The sequence below is a fragment of the Paenibacillus sp. FSL k6-2145 genome, assembly GCF_037976585.1.
Lineage (GTDB): Bacteria > Bacillota > Bacilli > Paenibacillales > Paenibacillaceae > Paenibacillus.
Genome location: NZ_CP150267.1, coordinates 2,589,545 through 2,614,342, shown reverse-complemented (window position 1 = coordinate 2,614,342; position 24,798 = coordinate 2,589,545). Strand labels below are relative to the sequence as shown.

The window sequence follows — 24,798 nt, the reverse complement described above, 5'->3', positions numbered from 1 at the left end:
AGCAAAACCGGCTGCCTGATCGGGCAGCCGGCTGATCAATTCCATCACTCATTCATTGAAAAGAACATTCAAAACTATTGTTGCAATGGATCTTTGACTACAATTTTGCCGGATACGATATCATCCTTGATTGCTTTAACCTTGTCGATCACTTCTTGTCCAACAAAAGCATTCAGCGGAGATTCGCTATCACGTGTAACGTACGTCAGGCCTACACCGTCTTCTTTCAAACCATAGTTTACTGCACCTGCTTTGAAGTTGCCTTCTACAAAATCTTTCACAGTCTCATAAGCAACCGTATCGGTTGATTTCAATTGAGACAATACGATATGTTCCGGGTCTTCAACGGTACGGTCCGTATCCTGACCTGAAGTATAGAAGCCTTTTTCTTTTGCTGCTTCGAACACACCAAGGTCACCTACAGCGGATGCGCCAGCGATAAAGTCAGCGCCTTTGCCGAATTGTACCAGTGCCAATTCTTTTGCTTTGGCCGGGTCATTAAATCCACCTACATAGTTCACGAGGAATTCTGCGTCTGGATTCACGGATTCCAACCCAGCTTTGAAACCTTCCGTATATTTCTTGATCAATGGTACATCCATTGCTGCGATCATGCCGACTTTATCTGTTTTGGTGGACAATCCAGCAGCTGCACCAAGCAGATACGCCCCTTCATATTCACGGAAACCAACGCTACGTACGTTAGGCAGATCCACTGTTGTATCTACAATTGCAAAGGACTTGTCCGGATTTTCTGCAGCGACTTTCTTCAATGCATCTTCCGCCTGGAAAGTGGCTGTAATAATCAGATCATAATTCTCGGCAACCGCAGCACGCAGATTTTGTTCAAATGCTGCCGGGTCTGTCGATTCAATTGTCTTGGTGTCTACTTTAAATTCTTCGCCTGCTTTTTTGAAGCCTTCATCCATCTGTACAAAGAAAGGGTTAACCCCTATTTTTTCGGGAAGTACAAGGGCCATCCGAAGAGATTTCTCCGAATCACTGCCTTGGGCGGATTGTTCGTCTTTGGAAGCCGAATTCCCACAAGCTGCCAACAAAATAGCCAACATGATGATCGATAAGACGAACGATAAACCTCTTTTCATTTTGAAAATACCCCTTTTCAACATTCTTTTTTCTTATCCTAGCGGATACTGTCGATCCTTGTCAATAAATCTTTGAGCGTATACACTCAAATAGAATATAATTGACAACTCGCTTTCTACCAAGCTTTGGAAACCGCTCTGTATCAAGCTTTTTTTCGTTGACATCCAGCGCGTCTCCGTGCTAAAGTCAATCCAATTATTCTATTCTGATAGGAATTGTCAGAATTATAACCCAAAGCTGATCATTTTCCAACCCATCTTAAGGAGGCTATTCATTTGAAAAAAATCACCCAGATCACGTTGGCGGCCCTACTCGCCGCTCCGGTAACACTAGGCAGTCTTAGCTTGCCCGCTTCCGCTTCTGCAGCATCTGCAACTCCGGCTAAACCCACCACCTCACAAAGTGTCAAAGGACCGGTAGCTCAGGCGCCAGTTGCTTACACGGAAAGCGCAGCGGATTTTGCTCAATTCTTGCAAGCAAAATACAACATTCAATTGCCGCAACAGATTACCAAAGGTGATTTCATTCAAGCCATTGCAGCCATCACGGAAGCAACTCAAGCAAGTGACAGTGAAGCCAAAGCTCCTGTCTTTACCGATCTGTCTTCTGGTGATTCTTCCTATGATGCTGCCGTATCCTTATACAATAATGGGGTTCTTACGGGTACAGAAGTACGTGCCAAGGATCAACTGAGCACTTATGCGGCGGTCTTCATCGCGGTGAAAGCAGCCGGATTCAAGGAACTGGCTTATACATATCCTGCAGAGAAAACAGCCAAAGCGCTTGCCAAAGTTGGCATTAACCCGAACCGTGTTCAGGGACAAGCCGCACAGGAACTGGCTGCGGCGATTGATACAGGCCTCATTCCCGAAAGCCTGTACCCCGCTCTCCTTAAGGGTGGCGTAGCAAGTAAAGATTTCGCTAATACTTTGCTTGGACGCGTACTGGTCAGTCAAGGGAAATACAAACATGAGATTGGGCGTTCCGGCGATGCGGACATCTATTCCAAATTGTATGCTGCATATCGCACAGCGGATCTGATCGAATCACCTGAGCTGAGAAAAATTGTGGATCAGGCCCTGCGAGATGATCTCGTAACAGGTTACAATCTGAAGGATAGCCGCTTTGATTCCAACTTTATCGATGAACTGACACTTACCTACGGCCACGATAATATTCAACATGCTGTACAGTTGGTTGGTTTGCTGCGTAGCGAAGGTATTGATGCTGATGTGCAATTCCAGCCGAAGACATCTGCCTTCATTTATTTGAAGGAATGGGGCGAGCCAAAGGAAACGCCTGATTATAAAGTGACACAGATCGAGAACGGCAACTATATCGCTTCTGCGAAGGAATATGATATTCAGTTCGAGTTCAACAATGTGGCAGACAAAGTTCGCTTCAATGACATTGTGCTGAAATATGCTAAAAAGAACAGTGACAGTACCTCTCCACTGATTCTCAGCTCCTGGTGGCAACCGTTGTATTATTCACCAACCGCATTGGCGAACTATCCGGTCATTTCCAATAATAAGATCGCGCTTGGCAATTACTATGCTCAGTCCTTCTCTCTGAAAGAGAATGCCAAAGCCATTCGGGAAGGTTTCCTGAAGCTGGCACCCGATGCAGACATTACGACGTATGACTTCTGGGTGGACCAGCCTTTCTTCAACTATCTGAACGGTGGATCCGAATAAAATAAATTCCGTCTCCAAACGAATTAAAGCTCGTATTTTGGCACCATAAGCAGCCGTCCTTTACCGAATTTTACAGGGATTTCGACCCCTGGATTCGTAAAGGCGGTTTTTTGTTCAGCATTTTGCAAATTTCTTCTAAAAAATCATTTTTCTCATGCAGGAATTACCAATATAAGGTCGAATCCTTTATGTACACAAACACGCAATCACATTGCATATCTCCGCACGAACAGGAGTTAATCATGGTATATGACGGTATTCTTCTCGGCTTGATCGTTGGATTTTTTCGGGGCGGGTTGCGGCATGGGATCAACCAGTTTGCAGCACTCAAGTTACGAAGCGGCTGGATTTTCCCTGTATTGCTGTTAATCCAGTTCTTCATTTTCTATCTGCAGGAACGATTCGAATGGGTGGCATCCATTAATGGTTATCTCTTTGCTGCTGTCTACATTACAGGCCTCGCATTTTTGTGGCTCAACAGGCACCACACCGGTTTCATGCTCATCTGGATTGGTGTGTTTCTCAATTTTGCCGTTATGGCTGTAAATGGTGGGCGCATGCCAGTTTCTGTAGAAGCTTCTGCTGTACTGGGACCCTACTATGTAGACATGCTCCGGGAAGGCGGCGCCGTATCAAAACATTTTATGATGGATGCATCTACAAATCTGCCTTTTCTCGGTGATATCATCCCACTCTCCAGCCCTTATCCACGGACTCAAGTCATCAGCATCGGTGATGTGGTTATGAACGTAGGCATCTTCCTTTTTATCCAGTACATGATGGTGAATCGGGACAAAAAGGCTGTGCAACCTGCTAAAACTCATCAGGCTTAATGAGAATCAGGTAGACTCCAAGGAAGGGAGGTCTTCTCCATGAAAAAATTTGAAGGTGTGAAATATTCCCGCATTGTCATCAACGCAATCATCGTGGCTTCTGTCGTTGTAGCATTAACTTCGGGATACAAGCTGGGCGGCTAGTATCCATACCGCCAAACAAGACAAACAGGCTGCCAGCGGCCTGTTTTTTCTTTCTGGATTTTTGCCAGGCAACTTGGTATGTTATACATCTATATAGTATACACCGATACAAGAACACCAATTATATACACATCAAGAGTAGACTAAACCCAAGCAGGAGATTTTTTATGAACTTTATTCGTAACCTTATCCATAAGGCAGATCGAAGCAGTCTGTATGTTATTTTGCTTAGTTGTACCGGGATCGGTGTTTTTCTGTACATGAACAAGTGGTCTTACCTTCATCTAACCACGGCGGATTGGGTCATGGTCTACACCATGCTGGGTGCGGCGTTAATTCTGGATTATTTCACGTTCCAGATTCCACCCAAAGGCAATCAGCAATCCATGGATTCATCGGTATACCTTGCCTGTATATTCATGTTTGGCGGAGCTTTCAGTTTATCTGTACTGCTTCCTGTCTCCATCATCCTGTTAATCAAAGAGCGCAAGCTCACCTGGTGGAAACACATTGTCAATTTCAGCATCTACAGTCTCATGATTACAGGAGCAGCTGCCGTTTTTGAGTGGACTGGCGGGCAATCGGGAACTCTGGATGGCTATAATCTGATTCCTTATTTTGCAGCGCTCGCAGCCTACTTCATCATCAACACGATCACACTTGGCTTATTCTTTCATTTCTCAACAAAGGATGCATTACAGCAGATGAAGCGGGCATTCGTTACCGAATCCCTGCTGGTTTATTTATGTACGCTGATTCTGGCACTTGTCCTGACGATTCTGGTTGTACACAATGGCGTGCTCGGTCTGTTGTTGTATCTGAGTCTCAGTATTCTGCTCTCCCATGCATTCAAGCAGTTGTTTGTCATGTATCAGACCATTGAGGAGAAGGCTAACACGGATCAACGCACAGGTCTGTTCAACCATAGTTATTTTGAAAGTATGTTGGAAAATGAACTGACTACCGCTCGTACGCAGGGAACACCGCTCTGTCTGGGGCTTATTGATATTGATGATTTCAAAAAGTATAACGATCGGTTTGGCCACCTTCAAGGTGACAGTCTGCTAGCCCTGCTGGGGGATTTTCTGATGCGAAAGACGGAAGGCACACCTGTTACCGCCTTTCGTTATGGAGGGGAAGAGTTTACTTTGCTCATGCCAGGCATGGAGTTGGACGAATCCTACAGGTTCATGAACAAACTGCGTAAACAACTGAACGACACGCCGTTTGAAGGCGTTGAAGTGTTTCCACACGGTTGTCTCTCCTTCTCTGCTGGCGTCGCGCCCTATCAGGTGGATATGTATAACAAATCCCAGCTGGTGGATCAGGCGGATAAAGCACTGTATTATGCGAAGAAACAAGGCAAGAACAACGTGCACCGCCACGGCAGCAATGATGGCATGGAACATGAGATTGATCTGGTACAGGACGTTCGTGACATCGAGCAGCAGCTCAATCTGTTCAGATACAAGGATATGGATACGTTTAAACATTCCAAAAGGGTCTACAAATATGCACTGGATATCAGTGAATTGCTCGCACTGGACAATGCGGAAAAACGTCGTTTCGTGCTGGGAGCACTGATTCATGACATCGGCAAACTGGAGATTCCTTGGTCCATTCTGAACAAAAAAGACAAACTCACCGCAGAAGAATGGGAAACAATCAAAGGACATGTCACCTGGGGCAAAAAAATGGTGATCACAAACGATCGCTTCGCCGATCTGATTCCGTATATTGAACTTCACCACGAGCGTTATGATGGCAAAGGCTATCCTTACGGCCTGAAGGGTAACGAGATTCCCCGGCTCTGCCGGATGCTGACCGTGATTGACTCCTTTGATGCCATGACGACAGAGCGGCCGTATCAGGAAACCAAGAACGTGGAAGAAGCGATTCGGGAGCTACGCTCATGTTCGGGTTCACAGTTCGATCCGGAGCTAGCCGAGTTGTTCATTCAATATATTGAGAAAAGAACCGCTCAGCAACAGTTGCAGTAAAATAAACGGAGCTTCTTCTATACCCCCTGAAAAAGTCAAAGCGCTATCCCCGGTCTGATCGGAGATAGCGCCATTTTCATTTTCATGGAATGAATCGTACACCAGACAACTTCATTCTCGTGCAGATTCTACATTAAGATTTGGTATTCAGCTCATGTGAGGTCTGATGCAGCTCTTTAATCATCTGCTGCAAAAACATGTTGTCTTGGCGACTGATACCGTGCTGATTGTCTTGAACAAGCATCTGATGAATGTTCTTTTTGAGCAATTCACTGCGACGTTCCAATACTTCTTGACTCATGTTGTTGCGTCACTCCTTAACATGTTTTGTAATGAATTCACGTTCTATATTAAGTATAGAGGACCTTCTCCGATAGGGAAAACGGACTCAGCCTTCCTCAGCTGGTCACACCAACCCTCACCTAGCGTGACAACATTTCACCCCTTATCGTTCTTAGATATCCTTCTAAATACTCCCTGATCCTCCCCAGCATTCCCCAAAGACACAGACTAGGGTCTTGGACAAGCTTGCGTTATAATGGTCCCATCCCTGTATAAATAAATTACCTTATTAAGCTAATCCTAGATCAAAGGAGTTCTGCATTCATGTCCTATAAACAAATCAAATGGATGATTCTGCTGATCCCCACATTCACGGTTGGCATTTGGGAATACATTCGCCATCAGTTTCTGATGCCATACCTATCGATGGATGCCGGGAACTGGTTAACACCCGTCATCGTTTACCTCGTCAGCGTGACACTGCTCAGCCGATTGTTCCACATGCTCGAAGGTGCCAGGGCTGCTCTGGAGCAGGAACGTGCGGCGAAAGCAGCGCTGGAGGCTCGTGACCAATTGGCACGGGAACTTCACGACGGCATATCTCAGTCTCTTTTCCTGCTGTCAGTGAAGACCGATAAAGCAGGCCGTAGTCTGGCAGGGAGCGGACATGAGCATGAGATCCAGGAGATTCAAAAAACCGTGCATGAAGTCAATACATATGTAAGGCAAGCTATTGCCCAGTTGCGTTTTGTTCCCTCCTCTACGGTGGCACCCGAGATTATTTCACTGCATGCGCAGGTCGAAGTGCTCGTCAAGGAAACGGTACCTGGTGCACAGATTCATTGGGACCTCAGGGGTGTAACGTTCTCTGCCAAGGAACAAGTGGAACTGCTCGCCTGTATTCGGGAGGGACTACTGAATGTACGCAAACATGCGCAGGCTACCCGCGTTCAGGTTCATGCGGAAGGTAACCCAATTGCTTGGTTCATTTATATTCAGGATAATGGGAATGGACTAAGTGGAGATCCTATTCATCTGAAGGATCGGTACGGACTGCGAATTACAAAGGAGCGTGCTGCCGAGATGGGATGGTCTTTTACCCTCGATTCAAGACCGGGGCATACACGAATGACGATAGGAAAGGAGCATGCTTAATATGGAACATGTACGTGTACTGGTGGTTGATGATCATGCGCATGCGCGTGAAGCGATCTGTAGCATTTTATCCGAGGACAGCCTGTTTGAAGTGATTGGTACAGCTTCGAATGGACAGGAAGCGCTGGAGCTCACCGGGCAATGGATGCCTGACCTAATCCTGATGGACGTGCAGATGCCGGACATGGATGGGCTGGAAGCCACCCGTCAGATCAAGCTGCGATTCCCTTATGTTATTGTTGTTATGGTCACGGTATCGGATGATGTGACCTTCCTGTTCGAAGCACTGAAACAAGGTGCTCAAGGCTATTTGCTCAAAAATCTAACGCCTTCCACCTGGCTTGAATACCTGCGCGCCATCGTCAGTGACGATGCACCGCTCAGTAAGGAACTGGCCTACCGGATTTTGCAGGAGTTTCCCGCACCACGCAGTGAAGATGTGCAAGATAACCCGCTAACAGCGCGGGAACTTGAGATTCTGCAATGGGTATCCGCGGGATATACCAATCGAGAGATCGCCGATCAACTCGGTATTTCAGACCAGACGGTGAAGAATCATCTCAAAAACATTTTGCAGAAGCTCCAGCTTGAAAACCGGGTACAACTCACCCGCTATGCGCTAGAGAGCGGGCTTGCAGGACGTAAACTTCGCAAATAAACATTGTTGCTTCGGATTCACAGATGCCTCAGACATAGGTGAGAAATGACATAGCATTCATGCTTTTGTCACAATTATGTAGACCAAATCGTTTTTTTATAGCCCAATGTAGTCATACGCAGTCATTTTGGACAAAGTTATAATGGGTTAGATTGTGTTTAAATGACCATGAATGACTACAAATCTATAACCTGAGGGTGATGATTTTTTGATTTTTACACGCTTTACCCTGAATTGGGGCAAACGGCACTGGGCATTGGTCACCTGTCTGTTGCTCGTGTGCTGCCTTGTTATGCCACAGTGGGCATCTGCCCATGCTTATATTGTTAAGGCTTCGCCAGGAGAAAATGAGATCCTCGTAGCTGCTCCGGAACGGCTGACGCTGGAGTTCAACGAATCCTTGCAGACGGCCTTTTATGATATCAAAATTACCGGTCCTGACGGTACTCAAGCAGACGATGGAAAAGTTCAAATTGATGTGGATCGCCCTCATATTCTGGAGACTGGCCTGCGGGCTGGACTCGGGAACGGGACTTATGCCGTTAACTGGAAAGCTGTGTCTGCCGATGGGCACCCAATTCAAGGGGCATATGTTTTTCATATCGGTGAACCTTCCGGATCGCCTGCTGGGCTAAGTGATCTAACATCCGGTTCCGGTTCAACAGGCGGGCCGCTGAAATGGATCGTATCCCTGACAGACTGGATTCAGTATCTCGGGCTGTCTGTTATTCTGGGGACACTGGCATTCTTGCTGCTACGAATTGCACCGACATCCATGACAAGAGAACCTATGGACGTTCCGGGCAGCTACAGATTGTTATGGATCAGCTATGCTGCTGCTTCCTTTGCCGCTCTGGTCAGCCTGCCACTGAATACGTTATATGAATCTGGTGTGGCTCTGAGCGAACTAAGCTGGGCACTTATTGGAAGTGCGCTCAAACTAACGTCTTTTGGCCAGATCTGGATGTTACAGATACTCCTTGTAATGCTGCTGGCCGTCACGATTCTCTCCGGATATGATCGCGATCGATCCATCCGTGCTCGCATCTGGTCTTCTTACGGGTCACTCGTGCTCGTGCTTGGATGGCTGTTCACGCATGCCATGACGGGACATCCGGCTGCGGCGGATCAACGTGCGCTGGCGATTGCCATGGATTTCATACATCTAATTGGTGCTGCTTTCTGGATTGGCGCACTAACCGCCATGGCGATATGTCTGCCTCCACTGGCGGATAAGCTGCCATCGAAGGTGCGAGGAGAGGTCTACTGGGTTGCTATTCGCAGGTTTACCGCCTGGGGAATTGGCGCCGTAGCCGCTCTGATTGCTACAGGAATATACAGCAGTCTGATTATTCTACCAGCACCTCTGCTGACTTCCTTGTTCACTACAGCTTATGGCCTTGTCCTGATCGGCAAGATCGTCCTGCTGATTGTGATGGTTCTCTTTGCATGGCGTCATGCCAGATTAGCAAGAGCAGCAACGGGGAGCAGATTATCCGGCAGCCTGAAAGCCGAGCTTGCTACTGGTGCTGTGATTCTCGCCCTTGCTGCCGTACTAACACACCTGTCTCCGGGACAACCAGCAGCAGTCGGTCCGTATCAGGAGACAAAGACTACGGAAGATGGCTCAGCGATCACACTTCAGGTGAGTCCCAATGTGACGGGAGAGAACCAATTTGAAGTCGATGTGAAACGTGCAGATGGCAGTATCGTTAATGATCTGGAACAGATCACACTGTCACTCACACATCTGGACATGGATATGGGGATCTATGAGATTACCATTCCGAAAAACGACACTGGTGTGTACAAGGCTGAAGATTACATCTCCATGCCTGGACGTTGGAATATCAAGGTACATCTTCTGACCAAAACGCTGGATGCACTGGATGCCGAATTTGAGATCGACACCGCCAAGCCATAGTTACACAACGTTTATATTGAAAAGTGACCCAATCTAAAATTAGTGTTTCTACAAACTGCAAATGTAGTGAAGGAAACGAAGTTGATTCTGGAGAAGCGAAGCACTCGCCTTTATTCCCGGATTTCATCTTACTAAATATAAATTGAACTAATGTTTGCACTGAAACGGAGAGGACAGAAAAAACCTGAAAAAGCGAAGCGTTCGCCTTTATCACCGGATTTTCCCTTTGAGAAAAGGGAATCAAAAAAATCTGGGGATAACAGCGATTGGAGGGTTATTCTGTCATCGGAATGTATGTGTAAACCATCTTTTGTTCAATTTGTTGAATCAAAAAAATCCGGGAATAACGGTGATCGAAAGAACCATTCGTAACCGAACGGTGCCTTTGCAGAACGTAGACACTCATTTAAGAAAATGGGCCGCATCATATATGATAAGAACTGAGAGGGGTTATTTATTTTGAAGAAAACATCATGGATTTCCAAACTGACATCCACTATCGCAACAGGTACCGCAGCATTCATGTTATTCGCCGGATTCGCGAGCGCTCACGTTACCGTTAGCCCATCCGTTGCACAGACAAGCGCATGGCAGACGTACACGATTAAGATTCCATCCGAGAAAGAACTGCCTACAACCAAGATCACCATGAAAGTTCCGGAAGGTGTTGCATTCAAGCAATATCAACCACTGGCAGGCTGGAAAATCACTACAGAGAAAAACGATTCCAATGAAGTAACATCGATTACGTGGGAAATTGACGGCGATAATGAAGGCATTCTGGCAGGACAATTCCAGCAGTTCAACTTCGTTGCACAGAACCCTAAGGCGGAAGCTGAAGTAGCTTGGGATGCCTTCCAATACTACAGTGATGGCAGCATCGTAGAATGGACAGGCCAACCAAGTGACGCCAACCCGCACAGTATCACGACGATTAGTGAAGATCCGGCTGCTGCTGGTAATGCTGCGGCAGGTGGAGGTCATGCCAATGAAGGGCATGATAGTGCAGGTACAGAAGCAGGCACTGGTGATAACGCGGCTAACGACGATAGCAAAGCAAACGATGACACCACGCTGGGCGATGCACTCAATGACACCGTTACAGGTGAGCCAAACAACACGGATACAGACCCGGGTACACTGAAACTTCAACAAGCAACATTGATCGTATCCATTCTGGCTCTGATTCTGTCCTTCCTGGGGATCGCGTTGGCTACACGTCGCAAAAAACGTTAAGAACTAACTTACATTTTTACGAAAACCTGAGACAAGTTGAGATTAGAAAAAAGCCTATGGTGTCGGGATCAAACCCGATATGCCATAGGCTTTTTTAGCTATCATCATCTTGATTGGCTATCCATGTTCTTTACAATCGTGGTTTAGGCACTAATCATGCCGCTCCACGGTCACATTAATATCCACGCTGATTACCATCCGCAATATGGCATCAGCCTTACCACTCTTTAGCGTTCCTGATCCGTCTGGATCATGATCTCGATATATTGCAGCAAGCTTTTCTTCTGCATTTCGATGGATTGAATACGTTTGGACAGGCCCGCAAAAAACTCTTCAATCTGCTGCCTTGTATAGTCAGCAGACTGCCCTTTCCAATCGTTCAGGCGACTGTATAGCGCCCTCGCTTCCTGTTCATCGGCTTGCAGACGGGCAAGCAGCTGTGTCAGTTCTTTTTCCGCAATTCGAAGATCATTCAATTCCACCAGCAATTGTCCACCCACTTGCGTTCCCCTCCCCCATGTACGTGATAGCGACATTTAACCAACCTGATTCCTAATTAAAATGAACCGGACTCTCGTCCGCCTGCCGGAAGGCATCTGCTTTCTCATCAATAAAGTTCAGGAACTGGCTGGTATGTTTCATATGCCATGTGCTAAGTTCTTGAATCGACGCGTCCAGTTGGGTGACAATTGGCTCCAGCCTGCGACTACGGCTTGTATGCAGGTATTGAGCCATGCGGCTCCTTACCTGATTCAGCTCAGCATTGCATTGCTGTGCATTTTGTTTCCACCGGGAAGCGACACTTTTCAGTTCTTCGGGCGTTACCTGAATCAAACCGGAAGCGCCTCCCACTGCAGCCATACCGCCGCCAGACTTGGAACGTAACGGACCGAAGTTCTTGCCGAATGGTCCCATATGATCCATAAGACGCGGTGAATAGCGGATTCTCTCTCCAGTAATCGGATCGTACAGGTCATTGGATATGTAACCATTTTTGAAATCATATTGATCCAGACTGTGATAGTTTTCCCCGCCAAATGAGTTCTTGGCCTTATCGATAATGCCCACTCCATCATTGGCATCCTCATAATTGGAATTAATGTAGAAGGTCGATCCTACATGCCGGTCATATCCTCCCAATGTTCCGCTGGCTACCAGATCACTGGGATTGGCATAGTTCACAACCTGCCCGTCAAACTCACCCGATTCAGCCCGGCGCCGCATTTCTGGCGTCAAATTCCCCATTACCGATGGTGCACTGAACGTCACGGCTGGAATTCCTGTATAAGCAGACGCATATTGTGCATTTCCCCCGCCCAAGGAATGTCCGGTCATCGAGAAATTCAGGTCCTTATGCTTGTTCTGCATGTGATTTGCGTAGTCTTCGGATTGATACATCTGATTGGCCCAGCCTGTAGGGGAAACGGTCTTTTCAATATCCTTTACGCGATCACCCGTCCAGTTCTCCACGTCTCTTACCCTGTCACCAGCCCAATTCTCCACTTTGGATATGCCTGTGAAGTCCTTGACGCCTTGGACCCCTTTGTCGAGCCAATCCGGCGTAAGATTATTAACAAAATTCCCAGCCTCCTGCTGACCCTTACGAATCAACTCTCCGCCCCCAATACGGCCATCCATGACAAAGTCAGGTACAGACCGATCCAAGGACGCACTTCCTTCTGTACCACGATAAGCAATGACCGCTTCCTTGGTCTCGGGATTATAAAAGGTTACGGCATCAAAACCGGAAAGTTTGTTGCTTTCCGTCCCCTCAAGGACCTCCCATCCGGGGAGTTCCGTTAATTTGTCTCCAGCCTTTTGATCCTGGTAGGCTAGATCAGACATCGTTTTATACGTTTCATCATCAATATTGGACCCGTTACTCAATAACTACACCTCCCTTTATTTGGCGTATGGATCGTGTCCCTTGGCCATCATCACTTTCTCAATCTCAGGGCTAATGACCAGGTTCTTGGTTACCTTCTTTTTGTAGTCGTACGAAATGCCAAAGCTCTGATCTTCATGATCTTTCACATGGCCTTTCAGACCAATCTGGGACACTGCCATTTCCGGCAACAACTCTTTGCTTGTAATCACAACATCCAGTTCAAACTTCTGCTTGAAGTGCTGAATTACGGTTGCTTCAGCTTCTTGGTATAAAGCTTCCTTCTCACTTGCATTCATGTTCTGACAACCTCCCAGAAATATAGTAAACACTATCATTAGTGTGAATAAACCCTTCAACCATCCTGCACGTTTAATACGAATCCCCCCTCTTGGTAGAATCGAGGCATTCACTATATGTGAAGTACACCCTATTCATCTGTTACCTGCATCATAGTACAAAATCAACATGAGCCATATCGGCTAACAGGATCGTTTTCATGTAACTTTCTTCCTATATGATTCATATAGGACACTTTGGTGTACATTACCCACTTTCCTAATTCTTGCATCAGTTTAGCTTCTCGGCTTTCCATATATAACAAAAAAGGCTTTCTTTTCAACACATATTGTGTAGAAAAGAAAGCCTTTTGTCTTCCGCGAACATCATCCTCACTAGCCTCATCCATACTGTCTGGCCCCGGTTTCGTCCAGTTGTTCACACACGAGATCATTGTAGGATTTACACCGCCCAATCAATTCATCATGTGTTCCAGCATCAACGAGTTCACCTTGGTCCAGCACATATATGGTGTCCGCGCTTCGGATCGTACTTAGCCTGTGGGCAATGATAATCTGGGTACATTTCAACATGTTCAGATTATGGGCAATGGTCGCCTCTGTAACGGTATCCAAAGCACTGGTTGCCTCATCCAACAGAAGAACTTTGGGTCTGCTCACCAATGCTCGTGCGAGAGCTACCCGTTGCTTCTGCCCTCCAGACAGGTTCGATCCCGCCTCAGAGATCAGTGTATTATACTTCATTGGCATCTTCTCAATATCGGCATGAATATCAGCCAGCTTCGCTGCGATCATCACATCCTCCAGCGTTGAATCCGCTGCGTGCAGCCTAATGTTGTCATGAACAGTATTGTTAAAAACAAAGTTATCCTGAAGCACGATACTGATCTGGCTGCGAATATCCTGCTGTTCCAGTTCTTCTACATTCATCCCGTCAAAATAGATATTGCCCTGGGTCGGCGTGTACAGCCCTACCAGCAATTTTGCCAAGGTGCTCTTTCCTGATCCTGATTTGCCAACCAGAGCGATCCTTTGCCCCGCTTTGATTGCAATATTGATATTTTTAAGCACATCTTCACCATAGTCCGTATACCTGAAGCTGATCTGATCAATTGTAATATCCCCATTTAGCTTCACGCCATGAAGGGGTGGCGTTGATTTTTTCTTGAATTTATTACTTTCCTCGGCTTGAATGACATCATAGATTCGATCCAGTAGCGCATCCGCCATCACGAACTCATTGAGCATCAAAGCAAGCGAGTTCAACGGCCCCAGAAACAGCGCGGCAAGAGACTGGAATGAAACGAGCATACCGAGGGTCATATTCCCCTGCATAATCTGATATAATCCCACCAGTAGAATGAGCATCGGAGTCATAAAGTTCAGCGTATTGGTCACGGTATTCACTCTCGTCTGAAAAATCGCTTTTTCCTTGACTGTTGCGAGTTGACGCTTGAACAACGCTCTCCATTTCTCCGCGGTACGCTCTTCAATCCCTAGTGATTTGATGGTCGAGATGCCTTCCAACACTTCCGTCATGAATGATCCAGCCAGACTTTGGGCGACAATCTGAGTTTGTGTCAGCTTCTTGAATCTGCTGCGTGTGTATACAAAAACAAGAATTTGTATCAGCCCTACACCAAGCAGTGTGACAGCGATCAAACGGGACTGGATTATAATATATGTGAATGTAACAACAATTAAAAATAGATTGATCAGCGTAGAGATCATCTTCTGGGACAAAATTTCCCGAATGGTTGTGTTGCTATTAATTCGCAGCATCAGATCCCCACGTGAACGAATTTCAAAATATTGATAAGGCAGTCTGAGCATATGTGAGACAAAGTTTGTCGTCAGTTGGGAATCCAGCAATTCCTGAAGCCGTACAATGCACATATCCTTCATATAACTGAAGCCGATCTGAAACAGGGTTAACAGCACAATGCTGGTGATTAGGACAGGAAATAACGAGTAACCCTCACCGCTAGTAGCCGCATCAATTGAAACTTGCATCAGGAACGGAAAGGCCACCGAAACCAACTGCAACCCCAGAGCAAGTAGAATGGTCCAACCAAAATATTTTTTGTTACTGCGAATCAAATCCTTGAAGTACGCCACTTTACTAATCTTTTTCTCGGACAAAGGTACAAAGCCATCATCCGGATATACGAGCAAAAAAATACCTGAATATTTCTCCGCAAACTCCTGCGTACTGATAACCAGCCTGCCCAAAGCCGGATCGACAATAATGAACTGACCACCCGTCTTGATCCGCTCAAGCACGACAAAATGGCTGTCTTCCCAGAAACAAATGATTGGCAGAAAGTCATTGTTGAGTGATTCAACAGGCGCTTTTTTAGCTATCCCTTTCAAATGATAGGTCTGGGCAACCTCTTTCATTTTGAGCATGGAACTGCCATCCCGACCGTTCCCCAGCATTGCAAAACGTTCCTTCAGATCCGTGAAATCCGCTTCGTAGCCGTGATATGCGAGTAACATATGTAGGCAACTAGGGCCACAATCATATTGATTCATTTGCAGTTTGACAGGGACTTTGCGTTGTCTCTTTCCGCGCAGACGGAATACAGGCCGTTCAGGCATAATGCTGCCCCATATGGGGTGACTGTTCCATTGTGTCCATCTGCTGCTGAGCGGATGCCGTTTCCATAGCGTATGTCTGCGCCATATCCCTTATTTTCTTGCCTTTTGGTCCCTCCATCATGAGTACCGAAGGCAGGTCACGATTGTAAAGTCGGAGCAATTGATATCCAATGCCGGCAAGCCCTAGCATCAGTCCTGGGATTTGCTGACGACCCGGAATGCCGCATCTCCAATGATGGTTATCATGTCTCACCTGTGTCACAATGTAATTTGCCATCTGAACTGAGTACTCCTTCAACTCTTCATCCTGCAAATATTCGGCTGCGAGTAGGAACAACTCCAGATTGCCCATATCCCCATGGCAGAGCGAATAGCTAACTTCTGTAAACCCTTCTTCCATCGTCTTGGCTAACGCTCTGCGAATATCCTTCTCAACTGTATCCATAGCTCCTAATGACCTCAATTGCTGCGCTAACCCTATACGGGCGATCCCTAGACCAGGTGCGCCATTACACCAGTACATGACATAATGTTCTTCCGGCATGCTGCCATCGGTGAACCGCAGATCTTTCCAATTGTTCACTTCAGGACTGTAGAGGGCTTCCTCATACTTCAGTCCTTCCATACAGGTTTCAAGATAGGCTTTGTTGCCTGTAGCACTGTATAGACGGGCCAGACTCAGACAGATGCCTGCGTTCCCGTGTGCAATGCCGCTAAGTGGCGTTTTATTAATCGCTGACGTCACCCAAGCCATACCTTGATCCATCGGCTGCGCAAGCTTCAGCAAACGATCTCCGCATCGAACAGCCACGTCCAGCGCTTTTTGCGATTGAAAGTTCATATACATGTCCACACAAGCCATCAATGTACCTGCACAACCTGAGATCACATCCAATTGCTGATCATTATCGACCATATCGTCCAGGATATCGAGCAATTCCAGCGTATCCGGGTTAATCCCCGGTTCGGAACATACGTTGGCTTTATGAACCAGTAAATAGAGAAGTGATCCATAGCCAGTGAACAATGAGATGTTTTTATCGATTTTTTTGCGGATCATCTCCCAGGCTGTCTGAATACACAGATGAACCATCTGCATATATTTGTGGTCACCTGTCTCCTGACTCAGATACAGATAGAAATAGGCAATGCCCGTTACCCCGTTATATAACCCCAATTCCGAAGATTTGTAGATTAACTTCTCGTCTGCATCCATACCCATGCTGATCCATGACACCGAAAGACCTTCATCTCCCATAATGGCAATATCCTTTATGTAATCCCCGATCCTTACGGCTTCATGCAAATATCCTTCCTTTGTCATGGGTATTCGAAGTTCATTCAACTGTGCCGGTTGCACACTTGCGGTACTCTTCTCCATAGCGAATGAACGTTCCAGCACATACTTGGTCTGAAGTGTCCTTTCGGTAAATTCCCACTGCATGTCCATGTCTTTTGGGTTCATTGCCCGCACTTTATCCGCAGTCTGCGTTAAAATATCAGAGGAAAATACGCCGGCAATGGCTTGGTTGTCGTGGTGGTGAAACAACATGTCCTGGCCGATACAGGTCTGGAACATAGGTACGTCTCCGTGCAATAGATCGTAGCATTCATATTTCACGAGCTTTTCACGCATACGATCCTGTCGTACAATCATCCACATCATGTCGAACAACAAGCTCTTATCCAGCCCGTTTCTGAGATATTTGGGATGGGAGCTGGCTTCAATCAGCGTAAAATATGTAACAGTCGGACGAACGATCGTTCGTACAGCACAACCATAAAAATAATTGCAAACGATGGAGATAAACGACTCCTTTTGCTCCATGATGGCGTTGTATATACGATAGAAACCCTTCTTCAAACTTTGGATATATCGTTCAGGTTTGATGGGGGTCTGTTCATATGAAGGCAAATGACTGAACCGACTCACACTTACTTTGCTTCTTTGTATTCTCATGGTATCTGTATTCTTATCGTGAATCTCATACGTGTTGAGTACCTGATCTACGTCCCCCGCAAGCCCGCTTAGATCACTGTGATACAAGGCATTGGAGTCCAGCGTGGGCAGCATGCTCGTTTTTAACACGGAGTCATTCAATATCGAAAGGGTCTTCTCCAGCGCCGTATAGTATTCCTTGTCCTCCACATATTTGAAGGGCTGATTGTGCAGCAGTGATTCCAGATCGACAAAGAATGGATGCTCACCTTGGGCAACGATGTTCTCCATATGCATGTCCGTTGCGTTAACGGCATATAGAATAGCGAGATACTGCCCCTGCCGTTCAAAAAAACGTTCCGCTGCCTCCAGACTGGTGACTTCCTCATAGGGTATAAATTGCTGCCAGCCATATTCGGAGCGATCCAGCGATTTGGCAATACGGAACGGCAACCCCGTTTGCTGATCGTTAAACCATTGCAACAGTCTGGCAAAAGCGGTGTCGATGGCCATGTTCCTTGGTTTGTACATGACATTGCCCCCTCCCGCAAACGCTAACCGCAATACACTGGCTCCACCATTATGTGAATCCCCGAGAAATACGATATCCTCCAGCTTATCCAGCTCGAAACCAAAAAAAGACTCCAGTTCACGACGATCTCTCGTCAGGCGCTCCAGAACACGCATCATATTAAGACTGATCCGAAGAGTGTGCTCAACAAGTCCTCGGGCAAGAACAGGATATTCCAGCAGTAAGGCGAGAATCTGTTCTCTGGACTGGATGTTCTGGCTCACAAAGTACTGATACCGCTGCCGGGAATCCTCACCTCTCAATTCCTCTTGTAATCTCGCTTTGTTTAACTCATAGATTAGTGTCTTGGCAGACATGTGGAAAACTTTATCCGAGACCGTCTTCAGAACAAGCCCTGTAACACGCCGTTTGTCCAACCAGTCATATCCTTCATTCAGGCCATCGGTCATGATCTGAATGGATCGTTGCAGAAAGGGTTTGGAAAACTCAAAGAACGGAATTTCATCCGTATCGCCCTCAATAAAGTATTCGATCTCCAGATGCTCATTCTCAAGAAATGTTCTGCGGAGTTCCTGATGCCAAGTCATTTCAGCAAAGTCGTACATAAAACCTGCATCATTAAACATTGCCTGCACCGTATCCACATTCATGGATTCAGCCTGGAAGCGATTCGACAATTGCTCCTGGTCCTGAAAAAACTTGTCAAGCCATTGCTGCATTCTTCCTGAATCCGTTTGCTCTACAGGCTTGTCCACATTCGGAACGTTGGGAACTTGTGCAGTATATCGCTGCACAAACTGTTTGTATTTCTCTGTTAAGTAGAGTGCATCACTCCAGCGGGAGTCATGTAATCGCTCCTGTATGCTCATCATTTCATTCCCCTTCTATTGGATGGTTTGGTGTCCAAAATCTCACATAAAAAAATCAAGCACATAACTGAAATCAGCTATGTGCTTGAAGATGAGAGTAAAATTAATTTAACAACAAGTAAGCCAGGAAGAAGGTGAAACCGAATTATAATGACATTCATGACTTACCGTACAAAATACACCGCCACTAGCTTGAGCATCAATTACAGATACCGCCCCTGTAATGACCATAAGCTCGTCATCACTGATGTCCTCGATTGCTCGCAATGCTTCGAGATTGAATTGTTTCATTGAAAAAACCTCCATTCGAATTTTTTTATATGTATAGCTTATAAAAAGCTAAACACCAATGTTGAACTCAACTGCAGGATATTGTAAAATATTTAAATTATGTAATTATTTTCTATATATTCATTCTAGCATAATTTGCTAGTTTTTGTAAATCCATTTTCGGGATTTTACCACCATTTGACAAAATAAATCGCTTTTACTAGAATCACAACAAAATTGTGTTATTTCGTTGTTAAATGCACAAAATTTTAAACACCTGTCCAAGACAGGTGTTTTTCTAAGTAGCAGGCAACTGCAAAGCAGCTCTAAGCCCTTCCCCACTATCACTCTCAAGAATAAGCTTTCCCCGATGAGCCTGCGCAATCCTTGATACCATTGGAAGCCCTAAGCCATGTCCCTGACGGGAAGGCCGTACGCGCCCTGCCGCATAGGGGAGAACCACCACATCGTCCAGATACTCTTTTGGAATTCCTTTTCCATCATCTGACACCACAAATTCACAACATACATCCTCTGCTGCACGCATCGTTTCCAACACAATTGCACACCCCTCCGGGTTATGCGTGATACTGTTTTGTACCAAATTCGTTACTGCACGATACAATAATCGTTCATCCCCCATAACATGAAGACTCTCGTCCTGAACATGAAGCGAGATTGGATAACGCTCATCCAGTCCATTATTCAAAAAATCCGACACAGCCTGCCTTGCTAGTACCGAGAGTCGAATCGACTTCAACTGTAGAGGCTGCATCTCATACTCCAGCATGGATACCAGGTTTAGATCGCTGACCAGTGACCGCAGGCGTTCACCCTGGCGACGAATAATGGAGGCCTGCTGTTTGTGCTCGGCTGACAAATCCGATTGCTCCTCCAACTCACTCGCGTAGCCCAGAATCATGGACAAAGGTGTCCGTATATCATGAGAAATGCCTGCGATCCAGTTGGATCGCGCTTCATCTCTCGCTTTTAGAGCATCATCCTTGTCCTGAAGCATACGGGATGTTGAATTGATGCTTTGTGACAGGTCATTAAATATACCTTTGGTTTCGACGTGAACAGGCTCTTCCTTTGCCAATGCGTGAATGCCATGGATTAACGGTCGAATACTACGGATCACCCGCGTTCCAATGAGTATGGATACTAGTAGAGCAAGAGCCACATTACACACCAACAATAGTATGATCCGAATAGGCAATGACTTGAGCCACTCTGCCAGAAAGTCGAACTGGTATTTTCCGTACGTATTCTTAGGGTAGCCTACGACCAATAATCCATCTTCACGTTCCCATACGTACACCGGGTATTCCTTAAGATAGTATCGCGAGAACTTCGCAACATCCGTCACGTCATAAGAGCGCGGGACTTCAGCCGGAAGCCGTTCGCTCCACTGTACCTTGCCCTGGGGATCGAGCAGCATCGCCCAAGCCTGATATGTATCCAGCAGTTGCATTCCATCGCTGTTTAGCGCATAGTCCCCCTGCTCGCCCTTACTCAGACCACTGGCCATCTGTTTCACAACCGCACCGGGGGAAGGACCCTCATGAATTTCCTTGAAGATCAGCGAACCTAGCAGAATTAGATTGAACAATAACAGCACCACAGATACCAGAATGGTAGATCCTACAAACTTTCTTAGAATTCGAACAACGCCATCCATCACCTAGACTCCTGAGCCATCAGTTTGTAACCAAGGCCCCGAACGGTTAGCAAAAATACCGGTTTGGATGGGTCTTCCTCAATCTTCTCCCGGATTCGCCGAACATGCACCATCAGTGTATTTTCATAACCATAACTCTCGTCTCCCCATACGGCTTGACACAGGGCATCGCTGGTTACAATCCGGCCTTGATTCTCATACAACTTGATCAGTATGGCGTGCTCCTTAGCTGTCAATGGAAGCTCCCTGTCTGTCCCCTGCACAACAGCACTCTCCAGATCAATGGTTTGTTCACCTAAACGGAATACAGGCAATCTCTCCACCGTATTGGAGGCATATACCCGCTTCAGAATAGCCATCAGCCTGAGAATCAACTCTCTTGGCAGAAAGGGCTTGACCATATAATCATCCGCTCCCAGCCCCAGACCGAGCAATCGATCCTCATCTTCACCACGTGCCGACAGAAACAGAACAGGCATGTCCGAGAATGACCGGATCGAAGAGAGCAGAGAGAACCCATCCCCATCTGGAAGCATCACGTCCAGGATTGCTGCATCCGGCTTTTCAAGCCTGCATACTGCCAACGCATTCACGAAGTTATCGGCCGTATAGACCCGAAAAAAACCTTCTTTACGTAAAAAACGTTCAATCATTTCCCGTATCTCAGGTTCATCATCTACGATCAATATTTTCTTATTCTTCAATAATTCCATTGATATCACCCTTTTTATTATACATCACAAAGGCATTCATCCGATATTTTCCATTTCCATTTAAGGTAATTGTAAGGTTATCTTCAGCCACGAGCAAGAAGCCTGATCTATATTTAGAGCAACTGAGATATTAGTGAAATGGAGTTGAGATCAATGATAAATTCTTCCCCCATCGTGGAAACGCATAACCTGTCCAAATCTTATGGCGGTACTAACCGCGTACACCAGGTTAATCTGGCAGTTGAGACGGGACAGATTTTTGGCTTCCTGGGTCCAAACGGAGCAGGCAAAACAACCACATTAAAAATGCTGTTGGGTTTGATCAAACCCACCGAAGGCACTGTGAAGGTGTTCGGCAAAGATCTGAATAAACATCGCCCTTCCATTCTGAATCAGACAGGTTCACTGATCGAATCCCCATCTTATTACGGCCACTTGACTGGACTTGAGAATATGAAAGTCATGCAGCGACTGCGGAACGTACCGAACAAAAATATTGATGAAGCTCTCAAAATTGTCCGGCTCGAAAATCAAAAACATAAGCAGGCCGATCAGTATTCCCTAGGGATGAAGCAACGACTCGGTATTGCCATGGCCCTGCTTGCCTTCCCAAGACTGCTTATTCTGGATGAGCCTACAAACGGACTTGATCCGGCCGGAATCGGTGAGATCCGGGAATTAATCAAGTCCCTTCCGGGTCAATATGGCATAACAGTCCTGTTATCCAGCCACCTGTTGTCCGAGATCGAACAGATTGCTACCTCGGTCGGGATTATCAGTGATGGCAAGCTGCTGTTTCAGGGAACCATGCAGAGCCTTCAAGCCAATAACAAGACCACCATTCGTTTTCAGACAACAGACACGACAAGGGCAGAGAAAATCCTTTTGACTCAAGGCTACATGCCCACAGTTCATGGAAAACAGTTGGTGTTCAACTATCTTCGTGACGAGGAAGTCTCTCAGATGAACAAGGTGCTGGTAGAACACGATATCCCCGTGATCCGGATCGAGGAACACAAGAAAAGTCTGGAAGACATATTCTTGGATTTGACCGGAAAGGAGCGGAGCCTGTAATGAAAGCTCTATCCCTGGAGTATTATAAAATCCGCCGCAAAAGGATCTGGGTCATGCTATCCCTTTTTCTGGCCGCAGAAATGATCTGGGCCTCCATGTCTATGAGCATCTCCATCTCCCGAAGTGCAGCCAATGCGAGTTGGGAAGCCTTGATCTTCAGCATCGCTTCCATGAACGGACTGTTCCTGCCCATTATATCGGCTATCGTTGTGTCCCGCATCTGTGACATGGAGCATAAGGGGAACACATGGAAGATGCTGATGACGACCAACATCGGACGTAATCATGTCTACACAGCCAAGTACATATGTGCGAACAGCCTGATTCTGTATGGTATTCTTGCGCAAGCTGTGTTCATTGTCGGTTTCGGTCTATCCAAAAACATTTCCGGCCCGCTACCATTCTCTCTGCTGGTGCAGTTCGTTATAGGCACACTGCTAACTACACTCGCGATAACCGCTCTTCAGCAATGGCTGTCTCTTACGGTACGCAATCAGGCTTTTGCGTTATGTCTGGGTATGCTGGGCGGATTCATTGGAACAACATCGGGGTTGTTTCCAGCAGGTGTACGTCACCTTTTCATCTGGTCTTACTACATGGATCTGAATCCAGTCACTTACATTTACAGCGCAACTTCGGGTACCTATGTATCGGGTATGCTGCCTGTCGGTCTTTTCTTAGCCGCCTTGTTGATGGCTGCCATCTTCTATTTTGCAGGGAATATTCATGCTTCAAGAAAAGAGATTTGAGGAGGGAAACACATGCTGAGGAGCATTTCCGCCGAATGGCTTAAACTTCGGCATTCCCGGATCAGTCTGGTATTGGCCATTCTGCCTATTATCAGCCTGCTTATCGGATGCTTTAACTTTTATTTCAATCAAGCGGCTTTACAAAACGGGTGGTACAGCCTGTGGACACAGGTCAGTTTATTTTACGGGGAATTCTTTCTACCTATCCTGATCGCTATCTGTTGTGCCTTTGTATGCCGCCTGGAACACAGCAATCGCAACTGGAATATGATTCTGGCTTCTCCAGTGTCAGTCACCAGCCTATTTGTTGCCAAGTTGGTCATTGTTGGCATATTGATCTTCTCGGCCCAAACCTTCTTCATGCTCATGTACTGGGTAGCAGGCCAACTGTTCGTCATTCCAGGTCCGTTCCCGATGGAGACCGTCGTATGGAGCATGCGAGGATGGTTTGCTTCTATCTCTATTGCTGCACTGCAACTAGGGTTGTCGATCCGGATAAGAAGCTTTGCCACGCCAATTGGCATCAGCCTTTGTGCAGTCTTTCTGGGACTAGGCATGTATGTGCTGAAAATCGGCATGTTATTCCCCTACTCCTTGTTAACTATAGGCATGGGCGTTCTGAGTCAAAAGGGACTGACATCCTCAGAGAATATCGTCTTTCTGTTCATGAACAGTCTCTTTATCCTTCTGTTTGCTACCTGGTCGATCCGCCGCCTGAAATATAAAGACATCGCATCGTCCTAAATTTACCGAGATCAAAGGAGGACAAGAACATGAAAAAAGCATTCACCATTCTCGCATTGGTACTTGTTATTCTAACTTGCCTGTGGCTCTTCTTCATGGACCCTGCTAAATTGACTCCCGATAACCCTGCCGGCAAAACAACCTACTATACCATTGTGAATCAGACTACAGTCAACAAGGATGACAATGGCAGATATGCTTATGAACTGATCGGCTATACAGACGAAGGAAAATCCAAAACACTCAGCTTCTCTACCAGTAAGCTACTCAAAAATGGGGCCTATCTGAAACTATATGTATCCACGCTGCGTGGTGTTACACACTGGGAAGAGGTCACAGCGGACGATCTGCCAGGGCAAGCCAAGCAGTTAACCTCTAAATAGAAAAAAGATGCGTCTCTATATCT

At 46.4% G+C, this 24,798-nt stretch carries 21 protein-coding genes; 11 read left to right on the top strand and 10 right to left on the bottom strand.

Annotation, left to right across the window (positions count from 1 at the left end):
* Window positions 1–74: 74 nt before the first annotated feature.
* Entirely contained in the window at window positions 75–1,106 is a 1,032-nt protein-coding gene (locus NZ043_RS11665) for a BMP family protein (protein WP_017691014.1), read from the bottom strand.
* Window positions 1,107–1,382: 276 nt separating this feature from the next.
* Between NZ043_RS11665 and NZ043_RS11660 the strand changes: the two genes are divergently transcribed.
* The 3 genes from NZ043_RS11660 (at window position 1,383) to NZ043_RS11650 (ending at window position 5,781) form a co-directional block, all read left to right on the top strand.
* Entirely contained in the window at window positions 1,383–2,804 is a 1,422-nt protein-coding gene (locus NZ043_RS11660; RefSeq protein ID WP_339311880.1) for a hypothetical protein, read from the top strand.
* Between the two features lie 242 nt (window positions 2,805–3,046).
* Entirely contained in the window at window positions 3,047–3,637 is a 591-nt protein-coding gene (locus NZ043_RS11655) for a DUF5317 domain-containing protein (RefSeq protein ID WP_133386952.1), read from the top strand.
* A gap of 311 nt (window positions 3,638–3,948) precedes the next feature.
* The gene (locus NZ043_RS11650) at window positions 3,949–5,781 is read left to right on the top strand and encodes a diguanylate cyclase (protein ID WP_133386953.1); all 1,833 of its coding nucleotides are present in this window, start codon (window positions 3,949–3,951) and stop codon (window positions 5,779–5,781) included.
* Between the two features lie 133 nt (window positions 5,782–5,914).
* Here the strand turns inward: NZ043_RS11650 and NZ043_RS11645 are convergent, their stop codons facing one another.
* On the bottom strand, window positions 5,915–6,082 hold the full coding sequence (locus tag NZ043_RS11645; RefSeq protein ID WP_017691019.1) for a hypothetical protein: 168 nt from the start codon (window positions 6,080–6,082) through the stop codon (window positions 5,915–5,917).
* Window positions 6,083–6,387: 305 nt separating this feature from the next.
* On the opposite strand from NZ043_RS11645, the gene NZ043_RS11640 reads away from it, so the two are divergent.
* The 4 genes from NZ043_RS11640 (at window position 6,388) to NZ043_RS11625 (ending at window position 11,036) form a co-directional block, all read left to right on the top strand.
* On the top strand, window positions 6,388–7,218 hold the full coding sequence (locus NZ043_RS11640; RefSeq protein WP_339311877.1) for a histidine kinase: 831 nt from the start codon (window positions 6,388–6,390) through the stop codon (window positions 7,216–7,218).
* A gap of 1 nt (window position 7,219) precedes the next feature.
* A complete protein-coding gene (locus NZ043_RS11635) occupies window positions 7,220–7,876 on the top strand; it encodes a response regulator transcription factor (RefSeq protein ID WP_017691021.1) in 657 nt (218 codons plus the stop codon).
* 208 nt (window positions 7,877–8,084) lie between these two features.
* Window positions 8,085–9,800, top strand: a complete 1,716-nt coding sequence (locus tag NZ043_RS11630) for a copper resistance protein CopC (RefSeq protein ID WP_339311875.1) — start codon at window positions 8,085–8,087, stop codon at window positions 9,798–9,800.
* 459 nt (window positions 9,801–10,259) lie between these two features.
* A complete protein-coding gene (locus NZ043_RS11625) occupies window positions 10,260–11,036 on the top strand; it encodes a YcnI family protein (RefSeq protein WP_240768287.1) in 777 nt (258 codons plus the stop codon).
* 227 nt (window positions 11,037–11,263) lie between these two features.
* On the opposite strand, the gene NZ043_RS11620 is transcribed toward NZ043_RS11625, so the two are convergent.
* The 8 genes from NZ043_RS11620 to NZ043_RS11585 all read right to left on the bottom strand — a co-directional run bounded on the left by NZ043_RS11620 (window position 11,264) and on the right by NZ043_RS11585 (window position 21,825).
* On the bottom strand, window positions 11,264–11,536 hold the full coding sequence (locus tag NZ043_RS11620) for a hypothetical protein (protein ID WP_091018402.1): 273 nt from the start codon (window positions 11,534–11,536) through the stop codon (window positions 11,264–11,266).
* 52 nt (window positions 11,537–11,588) lie between these two features.
* Entirely contained in the window at window positions 11,589–12,923 is a 1,335-nt protein-coding gene (locus tag NZ043_RS11615) for a hypothetical protein (protein ID WP_240768288.1), read from the bottom strand.
* Between the two features lie 15 nt (window positions 12,924–12,938).
* The gene (locus NZ043_RS11610) at window positions 12,939–13,220 is read right to left on the bottom strand and encodes a hypothetical protein (RefSeq protein WP_091038121.1); all 282 of its coding nucleotides are present in this window, start codon (window positions 13,218–13,220) and stop codon (window positions 12,939–12,941) included.
* Window positions 13,221–13,601: 381 nt separating this feature from the next.
* Window positions 13,602–15,821: a peptidase domain-containing ABC transporter gene (locus NZ043_RS11605; protein WP_249912978.1), complete on the bottom strand. Its 2,220-nt coding sequence runs from the start codon at window positions 15,819–15,821 to the stop codon at window positions 13,602–13,604.
* Window positions 15,814–19,164 (bottom strand): type 2 lanthipeptide synthetase LanM family protein, encoded by a 3,351-nt coding sequence (locus NZ043_RS11600; RefSeq protein ID WP_339311873.1) that lies wholly within the window; start codon window positions 19,162–19,164, stop codon window positions 15,814–15,816. The genes NZ043_RS11605 and NZ043_RS11600 overlap by 8 nt, the downstream gene beginning before the upstream one ends.
* Window positions 19,165–19,269: 105 nt before the next feature.
* Window positions 19,270–19,452 (bottom strand): type A2 lanthipeptide, encoded by a 183-nt coding sequence (locus NZ043_RS11595; protein ID WP_074093209.1) that lies wholly within the window; start codon window positions 19,450–19,452, stop codon window positions 19,270–19,272.
* Between the two features lie 277 nt (window positions 19,453–19,729).
* A complete protein-coding gene (locus tag NZ043_RS11590; protein WP_091038116.1) occupies window positions 19,730–21,112 on the bottom strand; it encodes a HAMP domain-containing sensor histidine kinase in 1,383 nt (460 codons plus the stop codon).
* Window positions 21,112–21,825 carry a response regulator transcription factor gene (locus NZ043_RS11585; protein WP_074093207.1) on the bottom strand — a complete coding sequence of 238 codons (714 nt, stop codon included), beginning with the start codon at window positions 21,823–21,825 and terminating at the stop codon, window positions 21,112–21,114. Before NZ043_RS11585 ends, NZ043_RS11590 begins: the two co-directional genes overlap by 1 nt.
* 156 nt (window positions 21,826–21,981) lie before the next feature.
* Between NZ043_RS11585 and NZ043_RS11580 the strand changes: the two genes are divergently transcribed.
* From NZ043_RS11580 to NZ043_RS11565, 4 genes are read left to right on the top strand one after another with little or no spacing between them, the layout of a single operon-like run.
* The gene (locus NZ043_RS11580; protein ID WP_091038361.1) at window positions 21,982–22,899 is read left to right on the top strand and encodes an ABC transporter ATP-binding protein; all 918 of its coding nucleotides are present in this window, start codon (window positions 21,982–21,984) and stop codon (window positions 22,897–22,899) included.
* Entirely contained in the window at window positions 22,899–23,648 is a 750-nt protein-coding gene (locus NZ043_RS11575) for an ABC transporter permease (RefSeq protein ID WP_091038114.1), read from the top strand. Before NZ043_RS11580 ends, NZ043_RS11575 begins: the two co-directional genes overlap by 1 nt.
* Before the next feature lie 12 nt (window positions 23,649–23,660).
* On the top strand, window positions 23,661–24,392 hold the full coding sequence (locus tag NZ043_RS11570; protein WP_339311869.1) for an ABC transporter permease: 732 nt from the start codon (window positions 23,661–23,663) through the stop codon (window positions 24,390–24,392).
* A 29-nt stretch (window positions 24,393–24,421) separates the two neighbouring features.
* A complete protein-coding gene (locus NZ043_RS11565) occupies window positions 24,422–24,775 on the top strand; it encodes a YxeA family protein (protein ID WP_091038110.1) in 354 nt (117 codons plus the stop codon).
* Window positions 24,776–24,798: the final 23 nt, after the last annotated feature.

Coding starts and splice junctions, on each gene's coding strand:
- NZ043_RS11665 (WP_017691014.1), bottom strand. CDS start 1,106: ATGAAAAGAGGTTTATCGTTCGTCTTATCGATCATCATGTTGGCTATT.
- NZ043_RS11655 (WP_133386952.1), top strand. CDS start 3,047: ATGGTATATGACGGTATTCTTCTCGGCTTGATCGTTGGATTTTTTCGG.
- NZ043_RS11650 (WP_133386953.1), top strand. CDS start 3,949: ATGAACTTTATTCGTAACCTTATCCATAAGGCAGATCGAAGCAGTCTG.
- NZ043_RS11645 (WP_017691019.1), bottom strand. CDS start 6,082: ATGAGTCAAGAAGTATTGGAACGTCGCAGTGAATTGCTCAAAAAGAAC.
- NZ043_RS11640 (WP_339311877.1), top strand. CDS start 6,388: ATGTCCTATAAACAAATCAAATGGATGATTCTGCTGATCCCCACATTC.
- NZ043_RS11635 (WP_017691021.1), top strand. CDS start 7,220: ATGGAACATGTACGTGTACTGGTGGTTGATGATCATGCGCATGCGCGT.
- NZ043_RS11610 (WP_091038121.1), bottom strand. CDS start 13,220: ATGAATGCAAGTGAGAAGGAAGCTTTATACCAAGAAGCTGAAGCAACC.
- NZ043_RS11605 (WP_249912978.1), bottom strand. CDS start 15,821: ATGCCTGAACGGCCTGTATTCCGTCTGCGCGGAAAGAGACAACGCAAA.
- NZ043_RS11600 (WP_339311873.1), bottom strand. CDS start 19,164: ATGATGAGCATACAGGAGCGATTACATGACTCCCGCTGGAGTGATGCA.
- NZ043_RS11595 (WP_074093209.1), bottom strand. CDS start 19,452: ATGAAACAATTCAATCTCGAAGCATTGCGAGCAATCGAGGACATCAGT.
- NZ043_RS11590 (WP_091038116.1), bottom strand. CDS start 21,112: ATGGATGGCGTTGTTCGAATTCTAAGAAAGTTTGTAGGATCTACCATT.
- NZ043_RS11585 (WP_074093207.1), bottom strand. CDS start 21,825: ATGGAATTATTGAAGAATAAGAAAATATTGATCGTAGATGATGAACCT.
- NZ043_RS11575 (WP_091038114.1), top strand. CDS start 22,899: ATGAAAGCTCTATCCCTGGAGTATTATAAAATCCGCCGCAAAAGGATC.
- NZ043_RS11570 (WP_339311869.1), top strand. CDS start 23,661: ATGCTGAGGAGCATTTCCGCCGAATGGCTTAAACTTCGGCATTCCCGG.
- NZ043_RS11565 (WP_091038110.1), top strand. CDS start 24,422: ATGAAAAAAGCATTCACCATTCTCGCATTGGTACTTGTTATTCTAACT.